This is a genomic window from Paenibacillus sp. 1182, from assembly GCF_017833915.1.
Lineage (GTDB): Bacteria > Bacillota > Bacilli > Paenibacillales > Paenibacillaceae > Paenibacillus > Paenibacillus polymyxa_D.
In genome coordinates, this window is the sequence record NZ_JAFICR010000001.1 from 408,699 (window position 1) to 424,425 (window position 15,727).

Annotated in this window: 12 protein-coding genes; 10 read left to right on the plus strand and 2 right to left on the minus strand. The window is 45.2% G+C overall.

Annotation, left to right across the window (positions count from 1 at the left end; translation table 11 throughout):
• The first annotated feature begins 24 nt into the window (after positions 1-24).
• The 7 genes from JOD82_RS02045 (at position 25) to JOD82_RS02075 (ending at position 10,208) form a co-directional block, all read left to right on the plus strand.
• A complete protein-coding gene (locus JOD82_RS02045; RefSeq protein WP_013310510.1) occupies positions 25-1,005 on the plus strand; it encodes an alpha-ketoacid dehydrogenase subunit beta in 981 nt (326 codons plus the stop codon).
• A 34-nt stretch (positions 1,006-1,039) separates the two neighbouring features.
• The gene (locus tag JOD82_RS02050; RefSeq protein WP_208332708.1) at positions 1,040-2,653 is read left to right on the plus strand and encodes a 2-oxo acid dehydrogenase subunit E2; all 1,614 of its coding nucleotides are present in this window, start codon (positions 1,040-1,042) and stop codon (positions 2,651-2,653) included.
• Positions 2,654-2,656: 3 nt separating this feature from the next.
• Positions 2,657-4,078: a dihydrolipoyl dehydrogenase gene (lpdA, locus tag JOD82_RS02055; RefSeq protein ID WP_039271311.1), complete on the plus strand. Its 1,422-nt coding sequence runs from the start codon at positions 2,657-2,659 to the stop codon at positions 4,076-4,078.
• A 252-nt stretch (positions 4,079-4,330) separates the two neighbouring features.
• Positions 4,331-5,125 carry a thymidylate synthase gene (thyA, locus tag JOD82_RS02060; RefSeq protein WP_069011721.1) on the plus strand — a complete coding sequence of 265 codons (795 nt, stop codon included), beginning with the start codon at positions 4,331-4,333 and terminating at the stop codon, positions 5,123-5,125.
• Between the two features lie 17 nt (positions 5,126-5,142).
• Positions 5,143-5,631 (plus strand): dihydrofolate reductase, encoded by a 489-nt coding sequence (locus JOD82_RS02065; protein WP_069011722.1) that lies wholly within the window; start codon positions 5,143-5,145, stop codon positions 5,629-5,631.
• A 238-nt stretch (positions 5,632-5,869) separates the two neighbouring features.
• Positions 5,870-7,357, plus strand: coding sequence for a glutamate synthase subunit beta (locus tag JOD82_RS02070; RefSeq protein ID WP_069011727.1), 1,488 nt, complete (start codon positions 5,870-5,872; stop codon positions 7,355-7,357).
• A gap of 526 nt (positions 7,358-7,883) precedes the next feature.
• A complete protein-coding gene (locus JOD82_RS02075; protein WP_069011729.1) occupies positions 7,884-10,208 on the plus strand; it encodes a type IA DNA topoisomerase in 2,325 nt (774 codons plus the stop codon).
• 30 nt (positions 10,209-10,238) lie between these two features.
• On the opposite strand, the gene JOD82_RS02080 is transcribed toward JOD82_RS02075, so the two are convergent.
• Both JOD82_RS02080 and JOD82_RS02085 read right to left on the minus strand, forming a co-directional pair.
• Complete coding sequence (locus JOD82_RS02080) at positions 10,239-11,003, minus strand: HAD family hydrolase (RefSeq protein WP_069011731.1); 765 nt, start codon at positions 11,001-11,003, stop codon at positions 10,239-10,241.
• Positions 11,004-11,069: 66 nt separating this feature from the next.
• Entirely contained in the window at positions 11,070-11,987 is a 918-nt protein-coding gene (locus JOD82_RS02085) for a hypothetical protein (RefSeq protein WP_023988964.1), read from the minus strand.
• 442 nt (positions 11,988-12,429) lie between these two features.
• Here JOD82_RS02085 and JOD82_RS02090 point away from each other — a divergent pair, with 442 nt between their 5' ends.
• The 3 genes from JOD82_RS02090 (at position 12,430) to JOD82_RS02100 (ending at position 15,726) form a co-directional block, all read left to right on the plus strand.
• Positions 12,430-13,587: an MFS transporter gene (locus tag JOD82_RS02090; protein WP_069011733.1), complete on the plus strand. Its 1,158-nt coding sequence runs from the start codon at positions 12,430-12,432 to the stop codon at positions 13,585-13,587.
• 82 nt (positions 13,588-13,669) lie between these two features.
• On the plus strand, positions 13,670-14,395 hold the full coding sequence (locus JOD82_RS02095; protein ID WP_029517452.1) for a phosphonate ABC transporter ATP-binding protein: 726 nt from the start codon (positions 13,670-13,672) through the stop codon (positions 14,393-14,395).
• Positions 14,392-15,726: a hypothetical protein gene (locus tag JOD82_RS02100; protein WP_069011735.1), complete on the plus strand. Its 1,335-nt coding sequence runs from the start codon at positions 14,392-14,394 to the stop codon at positions 15,724-15,726. The genes JOD82_RS02095 and JOD82_RS02100 overlap by 4 nt, the downstream gene beginning before the upstream one ends.
• Position 15,727 lies beyond the last annotated feature (1 nt).

Below are 15,727 nucleotides of genomic sequence, written 5' to 3' on the forward strand. Positions count from 1 at the left end.
ATGTTTAAGGAGGAAATGAAGCAAATGGCACAAATGAACATGAAAGAAGCGATTCGTGACGCACTGCGCGTAGAGTTGAAACGCGACCCTAACGTCCTGCTTTTCGGTGAAGACGTAGGTCATGTAGGTGGCGTATTCCGCGCTACAGAAGGTCTGCAAAAAGAATTTGGCGAAGAACGTGTATTCGATACTCCGCTGGCGGAATCCGCAATCGGGGGTCTTGCTGTCGGTTTGGGTATTCAAGGCTTCCGCCCTGTAGCTGAAATCCAGTTCGTAGGCTTTATCTTTGAAGCGCTTGATCAAATGGCAATTCAAGCATCCCGTATGCGTTACCGTTCCGGTGGACGTTACAATTCTCCAATCGTATTCCGTACACCTTTTGGTGGCGGTGTTAAGGCAGCCGAGCTGCATACAGATTCCTTGGAGGGCCTGCTGGCTCAAACACCTGGTATCAAGGTTGTTGTTCCATCCAACCCTTATGATGCAAAAGGTCTCATGATTGCGTCTATTCGCGACAACGATCCTGTGTTTTTCATGGAGCATTTGAACTTGTATCATGCATTCCGCGCTGAAGTTCCTGAGAATGATTACACAGTTGAACTGGGCAAGGCTAATGTAGTTCGCGAAGGTTCCGATGTGACGATCATTACTTACGGTATGATGGTACACACTTCGATTAAAGCTGCGGATGAGCTGGAAAAAACAAAAGGTATCAAAGTAGAAATCATTGATTTGCGTACCATTAGCCCGATTGACATTGATACCGTTGTTGCTTCTATTCAAAAAACCAATCGTGCCATCGTTGTTCAAGAAGCGCAAAAGAGCTCCGGTGTAGCTGCTGAAGTTATTGCACAAATTAACGAAAAAGCAATCCTGCATCTGGAAGCACCCGTTCTGCGTGTAGCAGGTCCGGATACCGTTTATCCTTTTGCTCAAATTGAAGATACTTGGTTGCCAACGCCAACACGTATCATTGATGCGGTTAATAAAGTATTGGAATTTTAATTAAAGCACACCGTAAATTTGGGAGGTTTTAAACGTGGCTAAATTTGAATATAAATTCCCGGAGCTAGGTGAAGGTCTTCACGAAGGCGAAATCATCAAGATGCACATTAAGCCCGGCGACAAAGTAACCGATGAAGATATCATCATGGAAGTACAAAACGATAAGGCTGTAGTTGAAGTTCCTTGTCCGGTTAATGGTACAGTACAAGAAGTATTTGCCAAAGACGGTGACATCTTTAACGTAGGTCAAGTCGTAGCTGTAATTGATGCAGAAGGTGAACTTCCCGAACAAGAAGATGCACCAGAAGCACCAGCTGCTAGCCCTGAGCCAAGTGCTGCTGCACAAAGCGGAGCTGCAGGTACAGCTAGATTTGAATATAAATTCCCAGAGCTGGGTGAAGGTCTTCACGAGGGCGAAATCATCAAGATGCACATCAAGGCCGGCGACAAAGTAACCGATGAAGATATCATCATGGAAGTACAAAACGATAAGGCTGTAGTTGAAGTTCCTTGTCCGGTCAATGGCACAGTACAAGAGGTATTTGCCAAAGACGGCGACATCTTTAACGTAGGTCAAGTCGTAGCTGTAATCGCTGCAGAGGGTGAACTTCCTGAACAAGAAGAAGCACCAGCTGCTGCTAAACAAGAACAGGATGCTGCACAAGGCGGAGCTAACACTAAACCAGCTGCAACTCCTGTTGCTTCTAACAAAGATGTACTAGCTACACCTAGCGTCCGCAAATTTGCTCGTGAGCAAGGTGTAAACATCGCTCAAGTGAGTGGCTCCGGCAAAAATGGTAAAATCACCAAAGAAGATGTAGAAGCTTTCAAAAATGGTGGAGGCCAAGCGGCTGCACCAGTAGCGAAAGAAGCTGCAAAAGCACAAGAGCCTGCTAAGAAAGAAGCGAAAGCTGCAGCAGCATCCGCACCAGCAGCAGATCCACGTGCTGAGGAAGAGCGCGTACCATTTAAAGGTATCCGCAAGGCTATTTCCAATGCTATGGTTAAATCGGCTTATACGGCTCCGCACGTTACGATTATGGATGAAGTAGATGTAACTGAACTGGTTGCTTTCCGTACTCGTATCAAACCAATTGCTGAGAAGAAAGGCACAAAAGTAACATACCTGCCATTCATCGTAAAAGCTTTGGTTGCTGCTTCCCGTCAATTCCCGGCTCTGAATGCCTCAATCGACGAAGAAGCAAACGAAATTGTCTACAAAAAATACTACAACATCGGTATCGCTACAGATACAGACAACGGTTTGATCGTTCCTGTTATCAAAGATGCTGATCGTAAGAGTATCTGGATGATTGCTGATTCCATTCGTGATCTGGCTGTGCGCGGTCGTGATGGAAAATTGGCAGCAAATGAGATGAGAGGAAGCACAATCTCCATCACTAACATCGGTTCCGCAGGCGGTATGTTCTTTACTCCAATCATTAACTTCCCTGAAGTTGCGATTTTGGGTACTGGACGCATCAGTGAAAAAGCAGTCGTGAAAAACGGTGAAATTGTTGCCGCTCCAGTAATGGCTCTTTCTCTGAGCTTTGACCACCGTATTATTGACGGTGCAACTGCTCAAAACTTCATGAACTATATCAAACAGCTGCTCGCTAACCCTGAGTTGCTTGTTATGGAGGTGTAATCAATGGTAGTAGGAGACGCTTCTCTGGATATTGACACATTGGTTATCGGTGCGGGTCCTGGCGGCTATGTAGCTGCCATCCGTGCCGCACAATTAGGACAAAGCGTATTGATCGTTGACAAATCTGAGCTGGGCGGTGTCTGTCTGAACCGTGGATGTATTCCATCCAAAGCTTTGATCTCTGCAGCTCATCAATACGAAGCAGCTAAACATGGCGAGTCTTTCGGTATTTCGGCTGAAAATGTAAAAGTAGACTTCGCTAAAACACAAGAATTCAAAAACGGCGTTGTTAAGAAAATGACAGGCGGCGTAAGTGGCTTGCTCAAAGGCAACAAAGTTGAAGTTTTCAATGGTGAGTGCATGTTCATCAACGAAAACGAAGCGCGTGTATTCAACGAACATGAATCACCACGTTACCGTTTTAAAAATGCAATTATCGCAACAGGTTCCCGTCCAATCGAACTGAAACCATTTCCTTTTGGTGGACGCATTCTGTCTTCTACAGAAGCATTGAACCTGCCTGAAATTCCGAAAAGCCTGATCGTAATCGGTGGTGGATACATTGGTGCAGAGCTCGGACAAATGTACTCCAAATTCGGTTCCAAAGTAACGATTATTGAAGGTATGGATACAGTGCTTCCTGGTTTCGACAAAGATATGACTTCGATCGTTGCGAAAAGCATGAAGAAAACGGGCATCGAAATCTTCACTGGTGCTAAAGCGGAAAGTGCAGAGCAAACAGATAAAGACGTAACAGTGAAATTCTCCGTTAACGGCGAAAGCAAAGAAGTAACTGCTGATTATCTGCTTGTAACTGTTGGACGTCGTCCAAACACAGACGGTGAACTGGGTCTGGATCTGATCGGCCTAGAACTGGATGAGCGCGGAATGGTGAAAGTTGATCACCAAGGACGTACTAGCATTCCTCACATCTTTGCAATCGGCGATATCGTAGCTGGTCTTGCTCTGGCGCACAAAGCTTCTTACGAAGGTAAAGTAGCTGCTGAAGCAATTGCAGGCGAGCCGTCTGTAGTAGATTACAAGTGTATGCCGGCTGTCGTTTTCACGGATCCAGAATGCTCCAGCGTAGGCTACACAGAGTCACAAGCCAAAGAAAAAGGCTACAATGTCAAAGTTGGCAAGTTCTCTTATGGAGCAAACGGTCGTGCGGTTTCCCTGAACGCTGCTGAAGGTTTTGTGAAAATCGTTGCTGACGCTGACACAGGTTTGGTACTGGGTACGCAAATCGTAGGTCTGGAAGCTTCCAACCTTATTGCTGAGCTGGGTCTGGCGATTGAAATGGGTGCTACACTCGAAGATATCTCCTTGACTATTCATGCTCACCCTACACTGGGCGAGATCGTTATGGAAGCAGCGGAAGTCGTGCTGGGGCATCCGATCCACGCATTGGCACCACGTCGCTAATACCATTTTTCATTATCTCGTTTTCGTTTTCATACATGACAAAGAGAGGCAAGGAGCGCTATATCTGCGCTCTTTGTCTCTTTTTTTTCAAACTTTAGGATTTTCAGGACTACCATGAAAATTCACACAGTACATGGTCAACGAAGTACCGTACATGATAAACTAACTATAGATATGGGTGCAGAAAAGAATTTTAAAGTTTAGAATCTGGCGATGCCAGGTTTTTATTCATGCTCAAAGGAGAGGAATAACGTGCGTAACTATTTGGAACTGCTGGAGGATATTTTAGAGAATGGAGTAAAAAAAGAGGATCGTACAGGAACAGGTACACTATCTGTTTTCGGAAGGCAACTCCGTTTTGACCTGGCCAAGGGCTTCCCCTTGGTGACCACCAAAAGAGTACATTTGAAATCCGTTATTCATGAGCTGTTATGGTTTTTGCGGGGAGATACCAACATTTCTTATCTCAAGGAGAACGGAGTTACCATTTGGGATGAGTGGGCAGACGAGCAGGGGAATCTGGGGCCTGTATATGGGTCGCAATGGCGCTCGTGGGAAACAACAGACGGACAACATATTGACCAAATTGCGAATGTCATTGAAGCTATTAAAAAAAATCCGGATTCACGTCGACACATTGTCAGTGCTTGGAATGTGGCTGAAATCGAATCGATGAAGTTGCCGCCATGTCACTTTGTATTTCAGTTCTATGTAGCTGGAGGGAAGCTTTCCTGTATGCTAACGATGCGTTCTGTGGATACCTTTTTAGGGTTGCCGTTTAATATCGCAAGTTATGCATTACTAACGCATATGGTTGCACAGCAGTGCGGTTTGGAGCCCGGCGAATTTATTTGGTCAGGCGGCGATGTGCATATTTATTCAAATCATATGCAACAAGTGCATACACAGTTGGAACGTGATCCTTATCCGTTGCCTCAGTTGAAAATTCTGCGCAAGCCGGATTCGATTTTTGATTATACCTACGACGATTTTGCTTTTGAAAATTACGAATATCATCCAGGGATTAAGGCGCCTGTCGCCATTTGATTAGAGGAGGTGGGAAAATGGGCATTTCAATGATATGGGCTATGGCACAAAATGGTGTGATCGGCCGAGATAACAAACTTCCCTGGCGCCTCCCTAGAGACATGGCCTTTTTCAAAGAGCAGACGATTAATAAAACGGTACTCATGGGACGCAAAACGTGGGAATCCTTTGGAGGAAAAAGCCTGCCAAACCGGCGTAACGTTGTCTTGACCCGAGATCTGCGCTATCAGACGGAAGGTGCGGAAGTAATTCATTCAATGGAAGAAGGACTCCAATTAGCAAAGCAGGAAGAGTTAATGGTCATCGGAGGAGCAGAGATTTATTCACTGTTTTGGCCACATGCTGATCGGCTGATTGTGACTCGGATTGAGGAGGTTTTTGAAGGCGATACAACCTTCCCTGAGCTGGATTGGAACGGCTGGAATATAGTTAGTGAGACCCCAGGTATCAAGGATGACAAAAATCCCTATGAGTATCGTTTTGTTGTTTACGAGAGAACCGAATAAGAATAGACTATATCCGACCCCACTCATTTGAAAAATTAATAAACCATATAAAAAATCCTTTTGGCTGTTGATGCAGAAAGTTGCATAAGTTTTCATCACTTTTACGCTGTATTGTGATACAATAAATCAAATTCAATGAGAACAGACCCTTTCATAATACAAATAGACAAATTCGAATTTGACTTAAATTCTGAATGGATGATCGGGGTTCATAAGCGAAGAGATGGGGGAACGTAACATGTCTACACCAACTGGATTTATGGAATACACACGACAGCTTCCTACAGACCGGGACCCGGCAGAGCGTATAAAGGATTGGGAAGAATTCCATAAGCATATGTCTGAGGAAGAGCTGCGTACCCAAGGGGCGCGTTGTATGGACTGCGGAACCCCTTATTGTCATACGGGGATGGATATCATGGGAGCAACTTTAGGCTGCCCGGTTCATAATCTCATTCCGGAATGGAACAATCTCGTATATCGTGGTTTGTGGAAGGAAGCGCTAGAGCGGCTGCACAAAACGAATAACTTCCCAGAATTCACAGGTCGTGTTTGTCCTGCGCCATGTGAGGGTTCATGTACTGTGGGACTGATCGGACAGTCTGTTACAATTAAAACCATTGAGGAAGCTATTATCGAAAAGGGTTTTGAGGAAGGCTGGGTTGTCCCTAATCCGCCAGAAAAGCGTACAGGCAAACGAGTGGCTGTTGTCGGTTCGGGTCCGGCAGGTTTGGCTGCAGCGGCTCAGCTTAACAAAGCAGGGCACAGCGTGACTGTGTATGAGCGTGCAGATCGTGTGGGTGGATTATTGATGTATGGCATACCGTCCATGAAATTGGATAAAAAGGTTGTTCAGCGGCGTGTGGATTTGCTGGAGGCTGAAGGTATTCAATTCATCACCAATACGGAAATCGGCAAAGATATCCCTACCGATCAGTTGATTGGTGAATATGATGCTGTTGTTCTATGCGGTGGTTCTACGAAGCCAAGAGAATTCAACATTGAAGGTAGCGATTTGAAGGGTGTTCATTATGCGATGGATTATCTGAATGGTACCATCAAAAGTTACTTGGACTCCAATCTGGAAGATGGCAACTATTTGTCTTCCCAAGGTAAGGACGTTATTGTAATCGGTGGCGGTGATACGGGTTCGGACTGTGTAGCTACTTCTTTGCGTCATGGTTGTCGGAGTGTCACTCAATTTGGCACACATACCAAAGCACCTATGGAGCGTGACCCGATTGCCAATCCTTGGCCACAATTTCCAAACGTGTATTCTCTTGATTATGCACAGGAAGAAGCTAAGGCGCTGTTCGGAGAAGATCCACGTGAGTTCTCCATCATGACGACCAAATTTGTAGGTGATGAAAACGGTAATCTGAAAGAGCTGCACACCATTCAAATTCAACGGATTGTTGATGAAACAGGGCGCAAAATCTATCAACCGATTCCAGGTACGGAGCGCGTATTCCCTGCACAAATTGCTCTTATTGCCATTGGATTTGATGGTCCTGAGCAAACGATTGTAGAGCAAATTGGCTTGGAGACGGATCGTCGTTCCAACGTTAAAGCACGTTATGGAAAATATGTTACTAATGTGGATAAGGTTTTTGCTGCAGGTGATATGCGTCGCGGACAAAGTCTTGTTGTGTGGGCTATTAATGAAGGTCGAGAAGCTGCGCGTGAAGTTGATAAATACCTCATGGGCGCTACCGTTTTGGTGTAATTATAAATTTTATGTTACGGATCAGTCAAAGCTCCATCTTCGGATGGGGCTTTATTGTATTTCAAGCTGAGTCTGCCAGAAGCGAAAAATGAATAAATGATTATTGAGCTGTGAAACATTGTGAAATATATGTTATATAATATAACTTAAATTTAATCGTATCACCATATATTTCTTATCTAAATTGATCATAACATAAAAAAGAGTGTTTAGTGTAGCTTTTTTATAGAAAAAAGAATTATTTCACAAGAAAATTTGATAAAATCTGATATATATGTGATGTAAATTAACATATACATAACTTTCGTTGACTATTTAAAATCATGACCTGAGAGAACCATGGTATCTATGGTATAATACACGTATATTGTTGAAGCGTTTGACTAAATGAATTTACAAAGGAGCTTTCGTCGGGAGAAGGCTCCTTTTGCATGAGGCCGGGATACCTGTGTTTTCTTTAATATCCATGTATATGTATGATTCATGGAGGAGAAACAGAAGGCCGTCAGGAAGGAATGGAGTATGAATGAAGACGTTGATTATTGCTGAGAAACCGGATATGGGACGGACGATTGCCGCTGTTATGGAGCCGCGGGCTAAAAATAACCGTACCTATTTGGAAGGGGAGAAATACATTGTAACCTGGGCGATCGGGCATTTACTGGGTTTGGCTGAGCCGGATGCATACGATGCTAAGTACAAGCGATGGAATATTAAGGATCTTCCTATTATCCCTGAGCAGTTCAAAATTGTACCGAATCCGAAAACAAAAGATCAGCTGAAAATGATTGGTGAACTGGCCAAACGCTGCGATGCCATCGTAAATGCTTGTGATGCTGGACGGGAAGGGCAATATATTTTTGCGTTGATCCAACAGCAATTAAAGTTGCGTCAGCCAGTTAAGCGACTGTGGATTTCAGACTTGACAGCGGAAAGTATTGCGACAGGCTTTGAACGATTGCGAGATGCTTCGGAGTTTGAATTTCTGACTCAAGCTGCGCGGGCACGAAGTGAAGCGGACTGGCTGATCGGCATGAACGCTTCCAGAGCGTTCACAACACGACATAACACACTGCTGTCGGTAGGACGGGTGCAGACTCCCGTGCTGGCACTGATTCATGACCGGGAAAAAGAAATTGAGGCATTTCAGTCTCAAACCTTCTATGACGTGTGGGCAGAATTTAAGCAAGATCAGATCAAGTACAAAGGTGCGTGGCAGGGGGATAGGCTGACGAAGCCAGAGGAAGCTGAGGAAATCGCTGCGGCTGTTCGCGGAAAAATAGGTAAAATCACCAAATATGACACCAAGCAGACAAAAGAGTATCCTTTTAAATTGTACGATTTAACGCTGCTTCAACGAGAGGCGAATGCCAAGTACGGTTATTCGGCCAAAAAAACACTGGATGTGGCACAAGCGCTTTATGAGCGCCACAAGGTCATTTCCTATCCGCGTACCAATTCTAACTATGTGACAGAGCAAAATATAGACGGCATGCACAAGGCACTACGGATGCTGGGCACAGGTCCTTATGCTGATCTGGTCCAACAAGCCAACCCCAATTTGGTTCATAAACAGAATAAATCGGTCTGCAATCCATCTCGTGTTGAGGATCACCATGCTATTTTGCCGACATTAAAAAGGCCAGGAACACTAAGCAAAGAAGAGCAAAATGTATATGACCTGGTTATTCGCAGGTTTTTGTCGCATTTTTTTCCGCCTGCTGAATACAAAATGCATACCGTAATGACACAGGTGGACAAGCATCTGTTTAAAACAAATATTAAAGAGCTTCTTTCCTTGGGGTGGAAAGTAGTTTTAAGTAAGGTTGATCAGGATAAAGGTAAAAAGAGCAAATCACCGAAAAAAGAAGATGAAGAGGAAACGGACGAGTGGACGGACAAGAAGTTTGAGATTGATGCGGGGCGTCCCGTGGATTGTGTTCGCGCCGAGATGAAAGAAAAGGCGACTCAGCCCCCTAAAAGCTACACGGAGGGTACATTGCTTAAGGCGATGGAAAGCGCGGGTAAACAGATGGAGAATGAGGAATTGCGTGAGGTCATGAAGGATGCCGGTTTAGGCACACCTGCGACGCGGGCCGCCACAATTGAACGATTGAAAAAAGTTGGCTATATTGAAATGAAGGGTAAAAAGATTCTTATTACGGAAAAAGGAAAGATGGCTATTGACCTGATCCGTCATGCTGGGGTTGATCTATTAGCCTCCCCGGAGATGACAGGTCAATGGGAACGTCGCCTACATCAAATTTCCAAGGGTGAGGCGGCTCAAGAGAAGTTTATGGAGAACGTTAAAAGATTTACGTTGTCCATCATTGATAAGGTGAGGCAGCAGCCGCCGGCTCCGGCAAATGCCTTTGGTGAGGAAGCAAGGGGGAAGCGTGCGATTGGAAAAGAAGGCGCACGTAGTGCGCGTGCGAGTGGACGCACCGCCGCCAAAGGGGTGGGGCGTGCTACATCAGGACGCGGTGGCAGCGCTGGAAGCGCAACGCTAGAGCAAGCAGCACCACCAGCACGCAGCTCTTCCGACGGATCCTCAGGCATTTCAGGAAGCCAAAGGCAAGCTTTAGGTAGCTGCCCACGCTCTAATTGCGGCGGAAGCATTATTGAAGGCCGTAAAGGGTATGGGTGCAGCCACTACAAGCAGGGTTGTGGCTTTGTCGTCTGGAAGGAATATGCTGGAAAGCAGATTACCGAAACGATGCTCAAGTCCTTGTTGGCGAAGGGACAGACGCAATTGTTGTCTTTTAAGCGTAAAGATGGATCGACCGTCAAAGCGCGAATTGTTCTGAATGAACCTGGTACAGGACAACTTAGCGTTCGAGAGGAATCCTGAGACAGGGTTTAGACCAATACAAAAAGGACCCTATCCGAGGGTCCTTTTTTGTTGGTGCAATTGTATGCTTTCGTGGATAACCCGTGGTACTTCCGTTAGCTTCTGTATCGTATACATCACGGAGTTCACGTTTTTTTGCAGTTCAACCATATTGTAAATCCATTCCTTAGGCTGCTTGAGATATACAGCATGAATACCTGCGGCAAGGGCTGGAGAAACATCAGTGCGCAGAGAATTCCCGATCATCCAGGTGATGCTTCGGTCCAAGCGATTCATCTGGATGATTTCTTCTAGGGCTTCGACATTTTTATGCTGGCGAATGTAGATGCGGTCATCAAAGTAGGTAGCCAGTTTCATTTGTTCAATCTTTCTTTCTTGAATGATCTGCTCACCGCCAGTATACAGATGGAGGGAATGCCCTGCTTTTTGGAGGGAGTTCAGCGTTTCGACCATGCCTGGATACGGTTCGATTTCCTGTTCGTACACACTTCGGCCAAGAGAGCGAAGCTCCTGCTCTTCCCGAGAATCGAGACGGCGTCCGAATTGTTCCGAGAAAAATTGGTACGTATCTATCAAAGATTGTGGGAAATGCTCGCTGGCAAAGCCCACTTGATGAACTCCAGCCACATCAATTTCGATTTGTTTTTCACGAATCGCATTTTTGGTTAGGTTATGAGTTGCAAACCATTCCTGAAGCAAATCAAAAAAGTGGTTGAGGATCAGGTCAAAATACTTGTTGCAGTGGACTAAGGTGTCATCAAGATCAAATAAAATGTGCTGCTTCGGATACGACACGATGCATACTCCTTCCAAGCCAAAGCTTTAACGCTGCTTCGGTTATAACTAAAAGTACAATTCAAATTACAATCCAATATAGGATTCCAAAAATACTTGTAAATCAGCCGCGCCATCGGGACGGATGCTGAATTTTTCCTTATGATAACGTCCGATGTGAATACGAAGCAGACCAGCCACTCGTAAAATCATCATATCAGACATGAGTGTATCTTCCAAACGGCTCAAATCATGGCGCATATCTTCGAGAGACTTAGGACCTTGAGCTACATAACGCAGAATTCGTAGCCGCTGCGGATCATTAACCGCACGAGTGAGCCGTAGCAGAAGCGTAGGCGGTTCTTCCTCGCTCTCCTCGGGGATATCTACTGGATACTGGATCAGCAGTGTGCGGGTATAAAAACAGTATGAATTAATCGGGCGATTATGGACAACTGGAAATAGGACTACTGTATCCAGGTCTTCCATGTGTGGCACGACTAGTCCAGCTGTCGCATATTCAACCAGTGCTTCCGGTTCCATTTTACTCAGCAGCATGCGCTTTTCCGCAGCGTCTTCTTCTGCCAACACACGCAGTTCGCCTTCCAGGGCCCGAAAATAATCACGATCCCACAATTTGAGGAGTGGTGCGTATACCTTACGAATGCGTAAAGATTCTTCAAAGGTTAAAAAAGGGATATGCGGAACGAGCAACTCAAACATATCTTTATCCGGGCCGTGGTCCAAATAAGAGATATAATCAGATATTTCATCTGATTCCGGACGAAGTAACGCCCAAGCATAGAGTGCGTCATAATCGCTAAAAGGGCAATCCTGAGCTGTAGCCAGCTCAGTACGAACTTCATGTTGTAGTCGTGCATCTACCTTGTCGATCCATTCATGGCCCAAGTCCATATCTTGAACCCACTTTTTAGTCACATAGGCCATGAAGCTGCCGAGCAATTCATAAATTGGAGAAGTGTCTATTTTAATTTGATAACTCATGGAACCCAATGCCTCCTATTCTGTCTTCTAGCCCAGAGCGGTGAACGTAATTAAGCCCGTCCATAAGCAAAACATGAGCATTTTAATGATTGCTCACTTATTTATTATGGCTTGTTCTGCCAGGGATTGTCCACTATAATATGAAATAGTGCGTTGTGACGTGAATGGGTTCGGATTGAACATACGAGGCTCCTTAACCGAAGGAGTCGGATACATACCAGACAAGCTCTTTCCGTAAAATCGTCATCTCAGATGGCGATTTTTTTCTTCTATTCTTTAATACACTAATTACACCTGAATTTGTATATGTGATTTGCCGGTTTTGCAGGACGGCATGGAATACATAGTGATAAGAATTATTATTGATTATGGAATCAAATGCAAATCATTTCTTAACATTGATTTTTTTATTATTTTATTTGTTCGATCAGGAGGAGCTAGGATGTCGTCGTCGTTACGGGTTCATTATTTTATTTTAATTGCTGTTATTATTGTTGCCGGATTATGCCAAGGTTTATTATTACCTATTCTGTCAATCTCGTTGGAACAAATGGGAGTTTCATCTTCACTAAATGGAATGAATGCGGCTGCTCTGTATATTGGTTCATTTGCAATGACGTTGGTGGCAGAACGGACATTGGGCTGGTTAGGGTTTAAAAAGCTGATGGCCGGTGGGCTTGTGCTAGTGCTCATTACGCTGCTGCTGTTTCCGCTAATCCCTGATATTCGAGTATGGTTCATACTGCGTCTGCTAGTAGGTATTGGTGACAGTGCATTGCACTACTCTGCGCAGCTATGGATATTGCTGGTGACTCCAGCAGAGAAGCGAGGCCGCAACATTTCCTTTTATGGTATGTCATATGGTCTGGGTTTTGCGTTAGGACCATTGGGATTATGGCTACTTGATTATGGAATGCTGGTTCCATTTGCTGCGTTGGCCTTATTGTGCTTGCTTGTTTTGCTGTTGGTGTTAATTAAGCTGCCGGACTCCAGACCAGAGAAGCTGGAGTCCGAGGCGCGTCCCACTCAAAGATTTCGTCGCAGTTACAGCTGGGCATGGTACGCTCTTTTGCCTGCATTTCTATACGGCTATATGGAAGCGAGCCTGAACAGTAACTTTCCAGTCTATGGCCTGCGTATTGGCTTTCATACCGATGAAATCGCCGCCTTGCTGCCGTTCGTCAGTTTGGGAGGGTTAGTGCTGCAGCTGCCGCTAGGGATATTGAGTGACCGTTGGGGACGTAAAAAGGTGCTAATGAGCGTAGGCATAGCAGGGGGAATGACCTTTATGTTGCTACCATGGAGCGGCAATCATTTTATGTTCACTTTGATATTGCTGACCCTAGCAGGTGGTTTAGTAGGCTCCTTTTTCTCTCTCGGTTTGGCCTACGCCGCTGATCTGTTGCCCAAATCATTTTTAGCAGCCGCGAATGTACTGGCATCCTTTCATTTTAATCTGGGAAGTGTGATCGGACCTAATATTAGCGGAGGGTTGCTGGACTTTGGAACTCAAGGCAGCATGTTTCTTGTCCTTGGTGGTAGTTACATTGTTTTCGGATTGTTAGGTTTGTTTTCCAGAAAAAGAGTAACGGCGGTTTAAAACTGCGGTTTGCATGGTATTTGTTTCACATTTACTATAAAATATAAACAGTATTGATGGTGCGCAAAGGGGAATCACTTAGATGATTAAAATTCGGAAGCTGACCAAACAAGTGGGACCTGAACGGACCCAGCTACTTCGAGGAATTGATGCTGAAATTCATCAAGGCGAATTCATAGCCATAGTGGGGCCAAGTGGAAGCGGCAAAACGACGCTGCTTCGCTGTCTTGCTTTACAAGAGCCATGGGATGAAGGCAGTTTAATTGTAGGTGGCAATGATGTGCTGAAATCCGGTTGGACTGGAAAGATGAAAATAAAGCGGGAATGGGCATACCTGGAGCAAAACCCGCATCTAAATATGAATCGAACCGCTCTTAAAAATGTGCTCATTGGCAGATCCGGTCAAACTCCAATGTGGAGAATGGTGACCGGTATGGTGCGTTCCGACGATTATATGGGAGCGATGGACGTACTGGAGGATCTGGGTCTGCTGGATAAGGCGCATGATAAATGCGACAAGCTCAGCGGTGGCGAGCGGCAGCGGGTAGCGACTGCGCGTGCTCTCGTGCACGGAGCTAAAGTTATTTTAGCGGATGAGCCTGTAAATGGACTTGATCCAGCTTCGGCAGCGCATGTATTGGAGACTTTTCGCAAGCTGTGTTCTGACGAGCGGGTGACGATCATGACTGTACTGCCGTTGGAAATGGCTGAACGCTTTGCTTCCCGTATATGGGGGTTGAATGATGGTGAATTGGTGTTTGATATTCAGGGGAGACGATTGACACAAGCGGAAAAGAACAAATTGTGAAGGGGACGGCAAGAGAAGTGAAAATAATGCTGTTGAGAATGGTGACTGGCTGCTGTTCCTTGCTGCTCCTTGCTGGATTTTTAAGCGGCTGTAATGTTATTAGCGATCCCATTTCGCTGATGGAGACACCGACGATGTCTGACGAGAAGCAGGAACTGAATGGTGCAGTGAATACGCAACTAGGGGCGGTACAGCCTTTAAGGCCGAATGATCCAGATGACCCGACGCCAATTCGAACGGGTGATTTGAACAATGATGGCACAGACGAAGCAGTGCTCTTTTATGAAACGCCTGATGAGAGCGTAAAAATACATGGTGCCTTGTTTGAAGATCAGGGGGGAACGTGGGTAAAGAAGCTGACGTTTGATGGGGAAGGCACTGTGCTGGAGTCATTTAAGCTCGTGGATTTAACGAATGATGGAACACTCGATATTGTAGCGGGTTTTTCCAGCGGAGATAGTGGCGATGGCGGGGACCAGAAGGGACTCATCGTGTATTCCTATACCGGAGGAACTCTGGAGAAAATATATGCTACAGGTTATACGGACTTCGTCGTAGATGATTTTAAGCATAACAAGATGGACTTAAACGGGGATAAATTGAATGATTTGACGATTATCACGCTGCGACGTAATGAATTCTTTACAGTTAAAACATTCCAATTTAGTGGGGGGACCTTTAAGGAAATCGGATCGTTGGATTTGGACAGTCAGGTCTTAGATGTCTATAATGTCGTTGCTGGCAAGGTAGCCGAGGGTAGGCAGGGGATTATTATAGACACCAAAATTGCTCAGACCACTACCGTTTCCAATGTTATTGTGATGGATCACGGCAAGCTTAGGAAGCTTAATCTTATGGATGTCACCTTCAAGGATGCGACCATCGCCAGTGGTGATGTGGATGGTGACGGTATTCTGGAATTTGGTAATTTGGAGAAGCCTAAAGGTTGGAGTAACAAGCCGCTGGATGAGGTTCCATATTTTGTGTCGTTCTATCAGTGGGACGGGGCGAAAGGAACGGTTTTTAAGCAGCAGCAGTATCGTGATTCTAATGAACAGGTCTACTTCAGATTACCGAAAGAGCTGCATGGCAAGGTGACGATTGATCCGAAAGTTTCGAAGAAGGACAGCTATTTGCGCTTTATTTTGGATGATACAGACAAAACGATAGCGGAAATTAAATTTTTCTCGTTGTCACAATGGGAGCGAAACAACGAAGGGTATAGCCAACTGTGGCGAACGAATGCGCAGGTCATTGGCATTAAGCGATCCAGTGAGCTGGAACCGCGTAAAACCATTAAAAACAAGCTGGGGGAAAGGCAGGTAGAGTAGA

Excerpts from the sequence above, each read along its gene's own strand:
- JOD82_RS02045 (WP_013310510.1), top strand. The coding sequence starts at position 25 with ATGGCACAAATGAACATGAAAGAAGCGATTCGTGACGCACTGCGCGTA.
- lpdA (WP_039271311.1), top strand. The coding sequence starts at position 2,657 with ATGGTAGTAGGAGACGCTTCTCTGGATATTGACACATTGGTTATCGGT.
- JOD82_RS02065 (WP_069011722.1), top strand. The coding sequence starts at position 5,143 with ATGGGCATTTCAATGATATGGGCTATGGCACAAAATGGTGTGATCGGC.
- JOD82_RS02070 (WP_069011727.1), top strand. The coding sequence starts at position 5,870 with ATGTCTACACCAACTGGATTTATGGAATACACACGACAGCTTCCTACA.
- JOD82_RS02075 (WP_069011729.1), top strand. The coding sequence starts at position 7,884 with ATGAAGACGTTGATTATTGCTGAGAAACCGGATATGGGACGGACGATT.
- JOD82_RS02085 (WP_023988964.1), bottom strand. The coding sequence starts at position 11,987 with ATGAGTTATCAAATTAAAATAGACACTTCTCCAATTTATGAATTGCTC.
- JOD82_RS02090 (WP_069011733.1), top strand. The coding sequence starts at position 12,430 with ATGTCGTCGTCGTTACGGGTTCATTATTTTATTTTAATTGCTGTTATT.
- JOD82_RS02095 (WP_029517452.1), top strand. The coding sequence starts at position 13,670 with ATGATTAAAATTCGGAAGCTGACCAAACAAGTGGGACCTGAACGGACC.